The following is a 13,774-nucleotide window of genomic DNA, read 5'->3' on the forward strand; positions in this document are numbered from 1 at the left end:
CTCGTACCCGCCTCCACGAACGCGACCGTCCCGCCACGTTGCGAGGAACTGATCGGTGAGTACGACGTGCCGGGCGCAGCCACCCAGGTCACCGCGGCGACAACGGTGGCAGCGGATGGCGACAAGCCCGAGCGATGCGACATCCGCGGAATCGTCGAGCCCGCCGTACGCTTCCGCCTCGAACTGCCCACGACTACCTTCAACGGGCGATACCTACAGCACGGCTGCTTCGGATTCTGCGGACGATTGGAGGAACCGGCCGCACCCGACTGCGCGCCCGCGACCACCGGGGACTTCGCCGTCGCCACCACCGACGACGGCCACCTTCTCGAAAGCGCGGCGACGCAGGGTATTTTCGGGCGGGATGATCAGGCAGCCCGCGACGACTGGTTCTTCCGCGCCCCCCACGTCGTATCCGAGGTATCCAAGCGTCTCATCGCGGCCTACTACGGAGCACCGCCGACTCGGGCGTACTTCAGTGGTTGTTCCAACGGTGGCCGCGAAGGGCTATTGCTGGCCCAGCGTTACCCGCACGATTTCGACGGGATCATCGCCGGCGACCCGGTCAACTACCTCGGGCCGTTGGGCGGCGTGTCCGAAACCTGGCGCGCCCGAATCAACCTCCGCGCGGATGGAACGCCCGTTCTCACCGACGACAAGCTCCCGGCACTGCATCGAGCTGTCCTCACGGCCTGCGATCCCCTCGACGGCCTCACCGACGACCAAATCGATGACCCACGGGCCTGCCATTTCGATCCCGCCGTGCTCACCTGCCCACCCGGCATAGACGATGCGAATTGCCTGACACAGCAACAGGTCATCGCAACCCGAGCGCTGTACGCAGGCCCGACGGATGAAAAGGGCCGCCTCCTGTACCCCGGCGGCCAGCCTTACGGCAGCGAACTCGCCTGGTCCGGATTTATCACTCCCACCCCGGGACTCGGCACTTCCCTGTCCTACAGCGTTGCCGACAACTACCTCCGCTACGTCGGCTATCCGATCGGTACCCGGCACTCCTCGGTCGCCGAACTCGCGTTCACGGAGGACGAACTGCGTCGGCTGACGGCCGAAGGCGTCAAGGGCAACGCCATGAGTCTGGACCTCACCGAATTCCGTGACGCGGGCGGCAAACTCATCCTCTGGCACGGCTGGGCAGACCAGGACCTGCCGCCCACCGCAACCGTCGACTACTACCATCGCATGACACAACGCATGGGTGGCGCCGATGAAACAAATCCCTGGGCACGGCTTTTCATGGTTCCTTCGATGTATCACTGCACCGGCGGCTCCCGTCTCACCGAGTTCGACCCCATCGCCGCACTGGTCGAGTGGGTCGAAGGCGACCTGGCCCCCGACCGCCTCGTCGCGACTGGTCGCGACGAGCACGGCGCGATAACCCGCACCCGCCCCGTATTCCCGCATCCCCTGATCGCGGCCTACGACGGCGACGGCAGCATCGATGACGCCACGAACTTCCTCCCCGCCCAGCCCTCGACCGCGCTCCCCGACGCGATCGACTGGCTGGGCACCTACCTCCACGACATGCCCGGCCCGACGGCAGGCTGAAAACAGGACGCAAGTTGTCGTGGCATCGAGGCACGGCCGGGCCCGGACCGAGCCGTCAGGCGAACGCGGCGGCATGGAATTATTGACGCTATGTCGAGGGCTTACGAGGCGACTGGAGCACCCTCGGCTTCCCGCGTCTCAGAGCAGAGCGGCGACCTTCTTCGCCGTTTCCTTCGCCGAACCGGGATTCTGACCGGTCACCAGGTTGCCATCGACCACGGCGTAGGAGACGAACGGCAGCTTGGCCTTCGTGTACAGGGCGCCACGCTTCTTCATCTCTTCCTCGGCGTCATAGGGGACGAGTTTGTCCACCCGTGCCAGCACCTCCTCCTGCCAGGCGAAGCCGGTGAGCTTCTTGCCCGCGACGAGCAGGCTCCCGTCGGAGAGCGTGGTGTTGAGCAGACCGCAATAGCCGTGGCACACCGAGGAGACGATGGCGCCGCGTTCGTAGATCTCGCGGGTGATGCGCTGTAGGCCCGCACTGTCGGGGAAGTCGTACATCACCGCATGACCACCGGTGAAGTAGATCGCGTCGTAGTCCGCCGAGTCGAGGTCGTCGGGATGTGCGGTGTTGTCCAGCAATGCCATCCGTGCCGGATCGGCACGCCAGGCCTTCGCGGTCTTGTCGTAGTTCGGAAACTTCAGAGCCCGCGGTTCCAGCGGGCAGTGTCCACCCGCCGGGCTGACCAAGGTCTGCTCGAAACCGTGCTGCTCGAAGACATGCCAGGCGTGGGTGAGTTCGGAGAGCCACAGTCCGGTGGGGTGTGACGGGTCGTCGAACTGTCCGACGTTGGTGACGACGTTCAAGATGCGCTTGGTCATGGTTACTCCGGGTTCAGGGCCTTGCGCAGCGCGTCGACTGCCAGTGTGCGCGCCACCTTGGTCGCCGGCGTGTCGCGCAGGCTGTCGAGGAGCATGAAGTCGTGCACGGTGCCGCTGATCCGCACGCCGGTGACGTCGACTCCCGCCTCGCGCAGCTTGTTGGTCAGCAGTTCACCACCATCGCGCAGCACATCGGCCTCGGCGGTGATCACCAGGGTGGGTGGCAGACCGCGCAACTGCTCGATGCTGGCCTCGAGTGGGGAGGCGTACGGCTCACGACGCTGGTTCGGGTCGGTGGTGTAAGCGTCCCAGAACCACTTCATGCCGTCGCGGGTGAGGTAGTAGTGCTCGGCGAACTGGTGATAGGACGGGGTGTCGAAATCGGCGGCGGTGACGGGGTACAGCAGCACCTGCGCCTTCAGGTCGATACCGCCGCGGTCCTTGTTCATCAGCGAGAAGACCGCGGACATACACCCGCCGACGGATTCACCGGTGACGGCCACGCGCGAGGTGTCGAGGCCGTGCTCGCTCCCATGCTCGAGCACCCACTGGCCGACCGCGTAGTTCTGCTCGACCTGGGTGGGGTATTTGTGCTCCGGCGCCCAGTCGTACACGGGGAAGACGCCCGCGGCGCCCGCGCCGACGGCCAGCTCGCGAAACAGCCGGTCATGGGTGTGCTCGTCACCGAAAACCCAACCCGCGCCGTGGATATAGAACACCACCGGCAGCGGGCCCTGTGCACCCTTCGGCCGGATGATGCGGGTGCGCACCTTCCCCCACCGGCCCGCGTCGACCTCCACCCACTCCTCGTCGACATCGGGTCGCGGCACGCTCTGGTCGGCCTGGAGATCGGACAGAATCTTGCGGCCCTGCTCCGGCGGCACCTCATAGATTCGAGGATGGGGATCGGTGGCCTCTGCCAGCTCGCGAGCCGGGCCCTCCAGGTACGGGGTGATCGGCGAATCAGGATTCGACATCGATTTTTCCTCTCTGGTCGGTCGAGGCATCGCGGTCCGACGCCACGCTCGGGTCATTGCCCGTGACCCACGGTAGACAACCGCTAACATTGCAACCATGGGCGCACACGACACGTTGTGGGGCAATCGCGACACCACTGCGAGTGAAATCGAAATCGCGCTCGTGGCCTATCCCCGCTGCCAGCTGGCAGCGATATTCGGGTTGACCGATATATTTCGAGTGGCCGGTGAACAGGCGGACCTACTGGGAAATCCGAACGGTCATGTGAGAGTAAGCCATTGGGAAGCCGGCGAATCCGATGTCGGATGTACCTACGATTCCCGTCCGGGCCGGCCACATCGGCCGACCCACGTCATCTTCCCACCGAGTCTGGTGGAGCCGGAGCACATGGAGTCCTTCAACTCGCTACGGAAGTGGGCGCTGGGGCTCCGAGCCGAAGGAGCAGCCCTCGGCGCCCTGTGCGCCGGCGTCTTCGTGCTCGCCGAGACCGGCGTCCTGGACCACCGACCTGCGACAACACACTGGGCTTTCGCCGACCAGTTCGCTCGCCGCTTCCCCCTGGTCGACCTCGATGTGACACGCATGGTGATCGACGACGGTGACGTGATCACCGCGGCCGGAATCATGGCATGGGTGGATCTCGGGCTGTCCTTGGTGGAATCCATTCTCGGACCGAGCGTCATGCTGCGCACGTCGAGATTCATGATCGCCGATGCACCGCGGCAGCAGCAGATCCCCTATATGGATCTGATTCCGTCCCGCAGACACGCCGATACCGAAGTACTTCTGGTGCAGGAAAGAATTCAGACGGAATTGAGTCACCAGCTCTCGGTGGACGACCTCGCGCGTGCGGTGAACATTCATCCACGAACATTGCAGCGACGTTTCTCGAAAGCCACGGGAATGTCGGTCACCGAATATCTCCAAGCGACACGACTGGAACGAGCGATGCACGACCTTGCGGTCACCGACCACACACTGGAACGCATCGCACAGTCACTCGGATACGCCGACACCTCGACATTACGAAAACTCGTCCGCCGCTCGACAGGTTTGACACCGGCCGAATACCGGCGCAAATTCCGGGCGCCGAGTGTGCAGACTCCCTCCGCTCCGATCGGACTCGCGCAGCGATCGGCAGGGCCGACGTAGGCGATCCAGCCGACCGCCACAGTGAGTCGCCCGGCTCAGCCGGCCTGGATGGCGGCCACGCCTTCGGCGTAGGTCGTGACCCGGAATTCCGGGAAGGCCCGCTTGAATTTGTCCGAGACGAAGACATTGTCCACCTCGTAACGCGGGAGCAGCTCCCACAGTTCGCGCACCCCCTGATTGAACAGCCGAGCGACGAAGAACGCGGGCCGCTTCATGATCGAGTAGTCGATCTTGCGGCCCCAGGACGCGGAGGCCAGCTCTATCAGCCCGCGATATGTCACACGGTTGTCGTCGCACGGCAGATGCCAGGTCTGGTTGTAGGCCGACGGCGTGTTACCGATCAGGGCCATGGCGCGACTGGCGTCCGGCGTCCAGATCCAGGTCCGCAGCGTGTCGTCGCGCAACGGAACACGGGCCTTCTTGCCCGCCGCGATCGAGTCGAACACCAACGCGTTGGTGAAGCTCTGCGTCTTACCCGGGCCATAGAACTCCGGTGCGCGACAGATGACAGCCTCGACCCGGCCGGCTGCCATCGCCTCCAGCAGCATCGTCGCCATCCTCGCGCGGGTGCGCGCCTTGCTCCCGACCGGGGCGAATCGTGTCTGCTCGGTCTGCGGGTCGCTGGTCATCGGATACATGTACGTGTTGTCGAAGAACACGAGCTTGGCCCCGTGCTTCTCGCACGCCGCGATCGTGTTCTCCATCATCACCGGGAGCTGGTCCGCCCACAGCTTCGCGTCCGGCGGCAGCCCGACGGTCAGGTACACGATCTCGCTACCCGCGACCGCCGCTGCGGTCTGCTCGGCGTCCATGAGGTCGGCCGCGACCAGCTCGTCGGTGTCGTGCAGCCGTTCGGGGTTACGACTCACCAGCCTGATATCTGTGGTGAACCGCCGATGGAGCTCATGAGCGAGCTCTGTTCCGATCTGCCCGTTTGCTCCGAGGATCGTTTGCACGGGAGGAAGCCTTTCGATTGCCGGCACGTGACAAGACCTCACCCTAACACCAATGTAAGCGCCATAAACATTATGGTGCCCAGCGACACAGTCACACTATTTTCGGTCACACACGACTCCCGTACGCGGCAGGAGCGGTGTCGATCAGAGCGATGGGTCACGGCGACTGTGGGTACGGTGAGTGTCCATGCGACTCGGATTGACCGATCTGATCGACCCTCGCCTGCGGCTTCTCGTCGACGAGTCACGGGCGTTCTATGAGCAGCGCGCAGCGGGACGCGGTCCGAGCGGTTTCGAGGAGCTGCGCGCGGTGCGGGCCGGTGCCGGTAAGCCCGCGCCGGTGGAGCCGCCGGCGGTTGGGGAGCTGGCTGTTGCCGATGGCCGTAGCGTCGCGGTGCGGGTTCACGCTCCCACGAGTGGGCTGGCGAACGGAGTGTTCCTGGAGATCCATGGGGGCGGGTTCTACATGGGCTCGGCCGCCGACAGCGACGTCCGGAACCGGCGACTCGCGGACGCCCTCGGGATCGCGGTGGTGAGCGTGGACTATCGGCTCGCACCGGAACATCCGTGGCCGGCAGCGCCCGACGATTGCGAAACCGCGGCACTCTGGCTGATCGAGCACGCCGAACAGCGTTATGGCACCGCGAAACTCGCCATCGGTGGTTTCTCGGCGGGTTCGACGCTGGCGATGACGACACTGCTGCGCCTGCGCGACCGAGGGATCAACGCATTCGACTGCGCGGTACTGCAATTCGGCACCTACGACCTGAGCGCCCGGACACCGGCCGGACGTCTGATCGCCGACGAATATTTCCTCGAGGCATACGCTGGGGCGGTCCCCGACCGCACCCACCCCGATATCTCGCCGATCTACGCCCGACTCACCGACCTGCCTGCCACCCTCATGGTCGTCGGTGAGCACGACGTACTACTCGAAGACAACCTCGCCATGGCTACCCGGCTGTCGGCCTCCGGTGCCGAGGTCGACCTCCGCGTCTATCCCGGTGCGCCGCACGGGTTCACCGGACACCCGACTCCGATGGCGAAGGCCGCACTCGATGACATCGAGACATGGCTGAGCGGACGCCTCGATCCGGGACTCTGACCTCCCGCCCACCGGGAGAAGAGTTCCCGCCCAGCCCTCCCGGTGGGTGAGATGGTCCTATGCCACATCCTGCGGTCGCGACTCCCGGTCCGTTGTTGGTCGGACGGCGTGCGGTCGGGTGGGTGCCGCGCGCGTCGGGCGGCTGGACGAACCGCCCCCTCGACCCTTGATCGAGGAGACCTGCCGCACGCTCGGCCGCACTCGCGCCACCCTGCATGCCGTGGTGGGAACCGTCTTCGACCTGGACCGAGCGACGTTCGGTCCACGCACTGGGTGATCTCCACAGTTGAAAGGGTTTTCATGAAGATTCTGATCGTCGGCGGTACCGGCATGATCGGCGCCCATACGGCGCTGCATCTGCGCGAGCAAGGCAATGACGTCACGGTGGCGGCACGTCGACCACTCGACGAACGCGATGAACAGCATCCGCTCCTGCCCGACGAGTTCATCGTGCAGGGCCGCGGCAACGTGATCAGCTACCGGCCGAATCCCGCCGAGACCGCACTGCTCGGATACGGGCTCGACGACTGTAGGCGTGCGGTCGGCGAGATGTACGAAACGGTGCGGGCCGAACCGGTCGAGTGAAAACGGTGAGCCGCCTATTCGGCGAATGAGGTGCACGCCGCTTCGGGTGGATGGGCTTCACAGAGTCATGGCGCCCAGATCGTGGGCGACGGCGGCGAGGGCGTGGATCGCCTCGGATTCGTTGCGCCACACCATTGCCCACCGCATGGTCGGCGCGTCCCGAACCGGGATGTAGGCGATATCCGGACGGCTGTGGAACCGCCCGACATGAGCGCCGAGCATCATGACATGGTCGCCGGAGGCCACCTCGGCACAGATCTCGTCGAGGTTGGTGACGCGCTGGTCCCCGCGCTCGATCGTCCGGCCGCGCGGCGTCGCGAAGGGAATGAACACCTCCTCGCAGTATTCGGGCTCGACGGTGCGACCGGTCAACACCTGGAAATCCGCGAGATCCTCCACCGAGGCGCAATCCCGCCGGGCGAGATGGTGATCCGAGGCGGAAAGGATCACCCGCGGCTCGGTGAAAAGGATCGGTCCGGTGGTGAGATCGGGCTCGTCGACCGGCAATGGCGCGATCAGCACGTCCATCTCGCCACGGCGTAGACCGCCGAAAAGGTCGATGAACGGTGCGTGCCGCACCCGCACACCCCACTGCCGGTGCCGGGCTCGGAACGCATCGAAGAATGGCCTCAGCTCGTAATGGTTGCTGTTGATCACGCCGATCCGCAGCACGGCCTTGATCCCCTGCGCGGCCTGCCTGGCGCGATCGAAACCGGCGTGCATGCCCGAGAAATGCGGGCCCAGATCGTCACGCAGTTGTTCACCGAGCGGTGTCAGACGGACGTTGCGCCGGCTGGACCGATCGAACAGTAGTCCGCCGATACGACGTTCCTGCTGTTTGATGGCTTGGCTGACCCTGGCCTGGGTGACGTGCAGGCGGGCGGCGGTCCGACCGAAATGCAGCTCCTCGGCCAGCGTCAAGAAGATCTCGACATCCCTCAGTTCCATAACCGCGCGCTCCCGACATGACTCCAGCGTTATCGAACGTTACGTGTTACGTCGTTGTTCGACTACTGGCACCCCCGGCATGCTGCGGTCATGGCAGAAGCAACCGTCCCAGCTCATCCACGAAAGGAGGGCGGACCGGTGCATACCGTCCAAACCCTCACCCTGCTCGTCGCCACTGTCACCACCGGACTGATGGCCGGGCTGTTCACCGCATTCGCCTATTCGGTCATGCCCGGCCTGCACCGATCGTCGGATCGCACATTTGTCGAAGCGATGCAGCACATCAATTCGGCGATTCTCAATCCTGCCTTCATGATTCCCTTCGCGGGGTCTGTTCCGCTGCTGATACTCGCCGCGACGCTCGCCTGGCGTGGTACCGGACGCAGTGTGCTGATCTGGATAGTCGCCGCCACCGTGCTCTATCTGATCGCCTTCGTCGTCACCGGCGGGGTGAACGTTCCACTGAACGACAAGCTCGCCGCGGCGGGTAGCGCCGACGCCCTCCCCGATCCGACGACGGTGCGCACGGACTTCGAATCATCCTGGGTAGCGTGGAATATGGTCCGCGCGGCCCTGCACACCGCCGCCTTCGCTTGCCTTGTCTGGGCGCTGATCGGCTACGGCGGCGAACGGAACGGCTTCACCATTGATCGCCATGCCCTCGGAGGGCACGGCGCCGATCAGCTGACCGTGTCCCAGCCACAGTGGGCGGTTCGGTGATCGCCCCGTCGCCGCGAAGGTCCCGGAGCCACGGCGTCGGATCACCTGTTCGGGAACGAACCGACCAGGCCGCCGTCGACGATCAGGTCCTGGCCGGTGATGTAGGAGGCGTCATCGGAGGCGAGGAAGGCCACGGCGGCGGCGACTTCGGCGGCGTGGCCGATGGTACCGAGCGGGACCTGAGCGGCGTCGGTGGCCGAGTCGGCGGTGGCGTTGCGGTACATGGCGGTGTCGATGTAGCCGGGGCTGACGGAGTTGACGCGGATACCGCGCGGTGCCAGCTCCGAGCCGAGGGTGCGGGCCAGATTGTGCACGGCGGCCTTGGTCGCCGAGTAGATCGAGGCGACGGGCAGGCCCCGGTACAGGGTCCAGGAGGCGTTGAGGACGATCGCGCTGCCTTCCTTCAGCAGCGGGAGCGCCTTCTGGACGGTGAAGAACACGCCCTTGACGTTGACGTCGACAGACTGGTCGATATCGGCCTCGGTCAGCTCGGTGCTGGGTTTGAAGATGCCGGTGCCCGCGTTGGCGAAAACCGCGTCGAGGCTGCCGCGCCAGGTCTGGATGCGGCCCATCAGGGCATCCACATCGTGCGGGTTCGACACATCGGCGCGGACGGTCAGGATGCGTGGTCCGGCGTCGAGTTCGGCGGCGGCCCGCTGCAAACGGGCGTCGTCGCGTCCGGTGATGGCGACGTAGGCGCCTTCGTCGAGGAGGCGGCGGGCGGTGGCCAGGCCCATACCCGAGGTGCCGCCGGTGATCAGGACTGTGCGGTTGGTGAATCGTTGCATGCCACTGATCCTGTGCGGAACGGCGGGAACTCAGCAGTGCGCGATGAACCTGGGTCCGACAACACCACCCTCGCGTCCGGGCTCGGCGAGGGCGCCCCGCGATCACCGGTGTTCGGCCGCAACCATCAGCCGGGCTGTTCTGCGGTCGCGCTGAGCAGGGCGACCAACCGCTCCCCGGTCTCGGTGCCCGCGGCCGGTGTGTGCAGCAGCAGACGGTGGCCGGGAAGCTCGGGAAGCGTCAGGGTGGTGTAGCCGAAGACGAGTTCGCCGACCTCGGCATGGGTGACGACTTTCGTACCGGTCGCGGTGTTACGGACCTCGTGCTCGGCCCAGATCTCGGCGAACTCCGCACTGACCGAACACATGTCCATCGCGAGCCGGCCGAATTCCGGGTCGTCCGGATACCGCGCCGCGTCCGCACGGAACTGGGCGACGATCGCGCGTGCGGCATCGTTCCAGTGGCACAGCGAAGACCGGTAGCGGGCGCTGGTGAAGAAGGTGACCAGGCAGTTGTGGTCGTCCTCTCGGTATCCGAACACCAGCTCGGCGGCCCGGTTGACGACCACCAGGTTCCAATGTCTGTCCAGCAGATAGGCCGGGCGCGGCAACCATGAATTGATGAGGTCACGCAGTTCCGCCGACGCCCGACGCACCGCCGGGACGGGATGCGGCGGGTTCAGCCCGGCCAGCAGGTAGAGGTGTTCACGCTCGGCAGCATCCAAACGCAGCACGCGGGCGATCGCATCCAGCACATCCCCGGATACGTTGATCTCGCGGCCCTGCTCCAGCCACGTGTACCAGGACACGCCGACACCGGCGAGCACCGCGACTTCTTCACGCCGCAGGCCCGGGGTGCGGCGACCACTGGCGGCGCCGGCTGCCATACCGGCGTCGCCCGGCGACACCCTGGCTCGCCGCGACCGGAGGAACTCCTTCATCTCGGCGCTGCGTCGAGCCCGCGCCTCGGCGGGGAGGGTATTGAGCCGCATGCCGACGATAGTAGGGCCTCCCATTCGAGGGCTCTCGCGATCGTCTCCAGCCCTACCCGCTGTCCAGGGGCACAGATCCTCCACCGCTGCTCGCCCGCGGATGACCGGCGATCACAGATCGTGTCGACGACAGCGAGGCCTTGTCTCGTGCGGATGAGCGATGCCGTGCTCAGCGGGTGGCGATAATCGCCGATCCGTGACCGAACAGACCCTGATTGACCGCGATACCCGCGCGGGCATCCTCCACCTGGCGTCCCTCGGCCTGCCCACGCAACTGCCAGGTGAGCTCGCAGACCTGCGCGATCGCCTGGGCGGGTATCGCCTCACCGAAACAGGCGAGCCCGCCACTGGGATTGACCGGTATGCGTCCACCCAATGTCGTTGCGCCGCTGCGTAATAACTCCTCCGCACCACCCTTCCCGCACAGGCCGATGTCCTCGTACCAGTCCAACTCGAGCGCGGTGGAGAGGTCGTAGACCTCGGCGAGCGACAGATCGGCGGGACCGAGCCCGGCCTCTTCGTACGCGGCGTGCGCGACGGCGGACCGGAACTCGCGTGGCGCAGGCTCCACCGCCACCGCGGAGTCGGTCGCGAAATCGGGCAGGTCGAGCACGGTTTTCGGGAAAGTCGGCGTGACGGTCGACAGTGCCCGGATGCGGACCGGATCGCTGATGCCGTGGCGGCGTGCGTACTCCATCGACGTCAACACCAGTGCCGCACCGCCGTCGCTGGTGGCGCAGATGTCCAGCAGTCGCAGTGGGTCCGAGACGATCGCCGAGGCCGCGACCTCTTCGGCCGACACCTCCTTGCGATAGCGGGCATACGGGTTGTTCAGGCCGTGCCGAGCGTTCTTCACCTTGACCGCGGCGAAATCGTCGAGCGTGGCGCCGTACAGCGCCATGCGCCGCCGCGCGTACAGCGCGAAGTAGATGGGGTTGGTGGCGCCGAGCAGGTGGAAACGCAACCAGTCCGGGTCGTCGCGGCGTTCACCGCCGACCGGCTGGAAGAAACCCTTCGGCGCCGCATCCGCGCCGACCACCAGCGCCACCTCACACAGTCCCGCCAGAATCTGGGCGCGCGCGTTGGCGATGGCCTGCGCGCCGGAGGCGCATGCGGCGTAGCTGCTCGAGATACGCGCACCCGACCAGCCGAGGGCCTGCGCGAAGGTCGCGCCCGAGACGAATCCGGGGTATCCGTTGCGGATGGTGTCGGCTCCGGCGATATAGCCGACGTCGCGGTGATCGACCCCGGCGTCGGCCAGCGCGGTACGCGCCGCGACCAGCCCGTACTCGACGAAATTGCGTCCCCATTTGCCCCACTGGTGCATACCCGCACCGAGGACGGCGATATCGCGGGCATTCGGATCAGGCATCGATCGGCCTCCACATCCACACCGTGTGCTCGGCGTCCTCGTCCTCGTACAGCACGCCGAGGGTCAGTTCGACCGCCATGCCGACGGCCAGATCGTCGACGGTGAGGCCACGCACCACCTGCCCGAGGATCACCATCTGCTCGGTCTCCAGTTCCACCGCCGCGACGACGTACGGCTCGAACGGATCGGGTGCGACATAAGGCGGGGGCGGTTTGTACCTGGCATCGGCATACGACCAGATCCGGCCGCGGGTGGAGAACAGGTACTCGGCCAGTTCGGAGCCGTCTTTCGGCCCTTCGCACTGCGGGTTCCGGCAGGCGAGGGTGTTGCGCGGGAAGTACGGCGTGCCGCAGGTGGTGCAGCGACTTCCCTTCAGGCGCACCGTGCCGTCATCGGTGGTGAACCAGTCGGCAACGGCGGGGCGTTGTTCTTTCTGCACAGACCCGACGTTATAGGAACAGGTTCTATTTCGGGTCGGAAATCCGCGCCGTGCCGGTCCTGTGCGATGCGACTACCGACGACTTGGCCTCACCGCGACCGCCGACCGCGCACCCGGACGAGTTCGGCGCGCAGTGCCGCGTTCGCGTCTTCCAGATCGAGGATGCGCCCGATACCGGCAAGGTTGACACCCTCGGCGGCGAGTGCGGCGATGCGATGCAGACGCGCGAGATCGTCACCGCTGTAGCGGCGCGTGCCGCCCTCGCTGCGGGCCGGCGTGATCAGCCCGTGCCTCTCGTACAGACGCAGGGTCTGCACCCCGATACCCGCAAGGTCCGCCGCCACCGAGATGGCGAAGACCGCCCGCTGCGGATCGGGCAGGCCGTACTCATGAGGCTCTCGCGGCATGCTCACCTTCACTCGTCGCCGGGTCCGGGATTTCTTATCATATCCACTTGAATTCTCCTCAACGCTTTGCTATAAGAAATCTATGTTAGATGACATAGGTTATCTGTCCAGACAGTAGAACATGGTCGGAGGTGGCGGCGATGCTGTCGTGTACCGAGCTCGTCCGTGAGCGGCGGCGCCGGACACCGCGGACGCCCGGGTTGCTCGTCCAGCCCGCAGCGAGGCCGAAGGAGGTGCGGGAATGATCGACAACGACATGCGCACAAGGCTTTTCGAGCAATCCCACCTGGATCTGGCCGTGCTCGACCCCGATGTCGAGCGGCTCTTCGCCGACATGGACGCGGTGGTGATCGCAGCGCTCGCCCGCGCACACACGCCGCACTACCCGCGGCTGCGGGCACCTGTGCTCCGCCCACGAACGGCCGCGGTCCTGGCGTTCGACCGCACAGAGCCGAGTGGACGACCACCGCCCAGGATCCGCGCGACCCAGCGTGGACCTCCGCATCGCGACGGCACAACAGCGGATCACGAGGAAAGCGAGGTGATGCCCCCATCCGAATCGATACCGCGAATCTCGAGCAACGTCACTTGTTCTCCACGGGTCGGGCCCCGCACCAACGGCGGCCAGCCCGTCGTGTTCACCACCACGCACACCCGCAGCGGGCCCGAAGCCGCTCGGGTGCGCCCTTACACCCGCTCCACGACGGGCGCCGACCGCACCCGGCCGAAAGGTATTCGATGGCACCGCACCGCACACTCCAGCTCGTCCTCGCCTTCCTGGTCTGTCTCGCGGTCCTTGCGGTCCTCGGCATCGCGCCGATGATTCTGATCGCATTCACCCTCATGGTCGGCACCGCGATTCTGGCCGCGCTGATGCTCGACACGGACACCTCCCGGCCGTAGGCGGAATGCGTTGATACTGTTGGCGCACAGTTGTTTTCGGAACT

15 protein-coding genes are annotated in these 13,774 nt (G+C 65.9%); 6 read left to right on the forward strand and 9 right to left on the reverse strand.

Annotated elements, in window-relative coordinates:
- The first annotated feature begins 66 nt into the window (after positions 1-66).
- Positions 67-1,566 (forward strand): tannase/feruloyl esterase family alpha/beta hydrolase, encoded by a 1,500-nt coding sequence (locus QH168_RS18625; protein ID WP_280235971.1) that lies wholly within the window; start codon positions 67-69, stop codon positions 1,564-1,566.
- Between the two features lie 138 nt (positions 1,567-1,704).
- On the opposite strand, the gene QH168_RS18630 is transcribed toward QH168_RS18625, so the two are convergent.
- Together QH168_RS18630 and QH168_RS18635 are read right to left on the reverse strand one after the other, a co-directional pair.
- Positions 1,705-2,388: a type 1 glutamine amidotransferase domain-containing protein gene (locus QH168_RS18630; protein WP_280235973.1), complete on the reverse strand. Its 684-nt coding sequence runs from the start codon at positions 2,386-2,388 to the stop codon at positions 1,705-1,707.
- A 2-nt stretch (positions 2,389-2,390) separates the two neighbouring features.
- Entirely contained in the window at positions 2,391-3,365 is a 975-nt protein-coding gene (locus tag QH168_RS18635; protein ID WP_280235974.1) for an alpha/beta hydrolase, read from the reverse strand.
- Between the two features lie 388 nt (positions 3,366-3,753).
- On the opposite strand from QH168_RS18635, the gene QH168_RS18640 reads away from it, so the two are divergent.
- On the forward strand, positions 3,754-4,518 hold the full coding sequence (locus QH168_RS18640) for a GlxA family transcriptional regulator (RefSeq protein ID WP_280235976.1): 765 nt from the start codon (positions 3,754-3,756) through the stop codon (positions 4,516-4,518).
- Positions 4,519-4,553: 35 nt separating this feature from the next.
- On the opposite strand, the gene QH168_RS18645 is transcribed toward QH168_RS18640, so the two are convergent.
- Positions 4,554-5,516, reverse strand: a complete 963-nt coding sequence (locus QH168_RS18645) for an NAD-dependent epimerase/dehydratase family protein (protein WP_348537595.1) — start codon at positions 5,514-5,516, stop codon at positions 4,554-4,556.
- 145 nt (positions 5,517-5,661) lie between these two features.
- Here QH168_RS18645 and QH168_RS18650 point away from each other — a divergent pair, with 145 nt between their 5' ends.
- Positions 5,662-6,579: an alpha/beta hydrolase gene (locus QH168_RS18650; RefSeq protein ID WP_280235978.1), complete on the forward strand. Its 918-nt coding sequence runs from the start codon at positions 5,662-5,664 to the stop codon at positions 6,577-6,579.
- Between the two features lie 300 nt (positions 6,580-6,879).
- On the forward strand, positions 6,880-7,164 hold the full coding sequence (locus tag QH168_RS18655) for an NAD-dependent epimerase/dehydratase family protein (protein ID WP_280235979.1): 285 nt from the start codon (positions 6,880-6,882) through the stop codon (positions 7,162-7,164).
- 57 nt (positions 7,165-7,221) lie between these two features.
- On the opposite strand, the gene QH168_RS18660 is transcribed toward QH168_RS18655, so the two are convergent.
- Entirely contained in the window at positions 7,222-8,112 is an 891-nt protein-coding gene (locus QH168_RS18660) for a LysR family transcriptional regulator (RefSeq protein WP_280235980.1), read from the reverse strand.
- 138 nt (positions 8,113-8,250) lie between these two features.
- Between QH168_RS18660 and QH168_RS18665 the strand changes: the two genes are divergently transcribed.
- A complete protein-coding gene (locus tag QH168_RS18665) occupies positions 8,251-8,832 on the forward strand; it encodes a DUF1772 domain-containing protein (RefSeq protein WP_280235981.1) in 582 nt (193 codons plus the stop codon).
- 41 nt (positions 8,833-8,873) lie between these two features.
- On the opposite strand, the gene QH168_RS18670 is transcribed toward QH168_RS18665, so the two are convergent.
- From QH168_RS18670 to QH168_RS18690, 5 genes are all read right to left on the reverse strand, one after another.
- Positions 8,874-9,620: an SDR family NAD(P)-dependent oxidoreductase gene (locus tag QH168_RS18670; protein WP_280235983.1), complete on the reverse strand. Its 747-nt coding sequence runs from the start codon at positions 9,618-9,620 to the stop codon at positions 8,874-8,876.
- Between the two features lie 125 nt (positions 9,621-9,745).
- Positions 9,746-10,609, reverse strand: coding sequence for a helix-turn-helix transcriptional regulator (locus QH168_RS18675; RefSeq protein WP_280235985.1), 864 nt, complete (start codon positions 10,607-10,609; stop codon positions 9,746-9,748).
- A gap of 169 nt (positions 10,610-10,778) precedes the next feature.
- A complete protein-coding gene (locus QH168_RS18680) occupies positions 10,779-11,981 on the reverse strand; it encodes a lipid-transfer protein (protein ID WP_280235987.1) in 1,203 nt (400 codons plus the stop codon).
- Positions 11,974-12,420 (reverse strand): Zn-ribbon domain-containing OB-fold protein, encoded by a 447-nt coding sequence (locus tag QH168_RS18685; protein WP_280235988.1) that lies wholly within the window; start codon positions 12,418-12,420, stop codon positions 11,974-11,976. Before QH168_RS18685 ends, QH168_RS18680 begins: the two co-directional genes overlap by 8 nt.
- Positions 12,421-12,509: 89 nt before the next feature.
- Entirely contained in the window at positions 12,510-12,827 is a 318-nt protein-coding gene (locus tag QH168_RS18690; RefSeq protein WP_280235990.1) for a MerR family transcriptional regulator, read from the reverse strand.
- A gap of 738 nt (positions 12,828-13,565) precedes the next feature.
- On the opposite strand from QH168_RS18690, the gene QH168_RS18695 reads away from it, so the two are divergent.
- A complete protein-coding gene (locus QH168_RS18695; RefSeq protein ID WP_280235991.1) occupies positions 13,566-13,730 on the forward strand; it encodes a hypothetical protein in 165 nt (54 codons plus the stop codon).
- The last annotated feature ends 44 nt before the right edge of the window (positions 13,731-13,774 follow it).

It is taken from the genome of Nocardia cyriacigeorgica, from assembly GCF_029868385.1.
In the GTDB taxonomy this organism is placed as follows: domain Bacteria; phylum Actinomycetota; class Actinomycetes; order Mycobacteriales; family Mycobacteriaceae; genus Nocardia; species Nocardia cyriacigeorgica_F.

Bases quoted from the DNA above. Each gene is read 5' to 3' on its own strand.
- QH168_RS18650 (WP_280235978.1), top strand. From the start codon at position 5,662: ATGCGACTCGGATTGACCGATCTGATCGACCCTCGCCTGCGGCTTCTC.
- QH168_RS18660 (WP_280235980.1), bottom strand. From the start codon at position 8,112: ATGGAACTGAGGGATGTCGAGATCTTCTTGACGCTGGCCGAGGAGCTG.
- QH168_RS18630 (WP_280235973.1), bottom strand. From the start codon at position 2,388: ATGACCAAGCGCATCTTGAACGTCGTCACCAACGTCGGACAGTTCGAC.
- QH168_RS18695 (WP_280235991.1), top strand. From the start codon at position 13,566: ATGGCACCGCACCGCACACTCCAGCTCGTCCTCGCCTTCCTGGTCTGT.
- QH168_RS18675 (WP_280235985.1), bottom strand. From the start codon at position 10,609: ATGCGGCTCAATACCCTCCCCGCCGAGGCGCGGGCTCGACGCAGCGCC.
- QH168_RS18655 (WP_280235979.1), top strand. From the start codon at position 6,880: ATGAAGATTCTGATCGTCGGCGGTACCGGCATGATCGGCGCCCATACG.
- QH168_RS18680 (WP_280235987.1), bottom strand. From the start codon at position 11,981: ATGCCTGATCCGAATGCCCGCGATATCGCCGTCCTCGGTGCGGGTATG.
- QH168_RS18635 (WP_280235974.1), bottom strand. From the start codon at position 3,365: ATGTCGAATCCTGATTCGCCGATCACCCCGTACCTGGAGGGCCCGGCT.
- QH168_RS18670 (WP_280235983.1), bottom strand. From the start codon at position 9,620: ATGCAACGATTCACCAACCGCACAGTCCTGATCACCGGCGGCACCTCG.
- QH168_RS18640 (WP_280235976.1), top strand. From the start codon at position 3,754: ATGGAGTCCTTCAACTCGCTACGGAAGTGGGCGCTGGGGCTCCGAGCC.
- QH168_RS18690 (WP_280235990.1), bottom strand. From the start codon at position 12,827: ATGCCGCGAGAGCCTCATGAGTACGGCCTGCCCGATCCGCAGCGGGCG.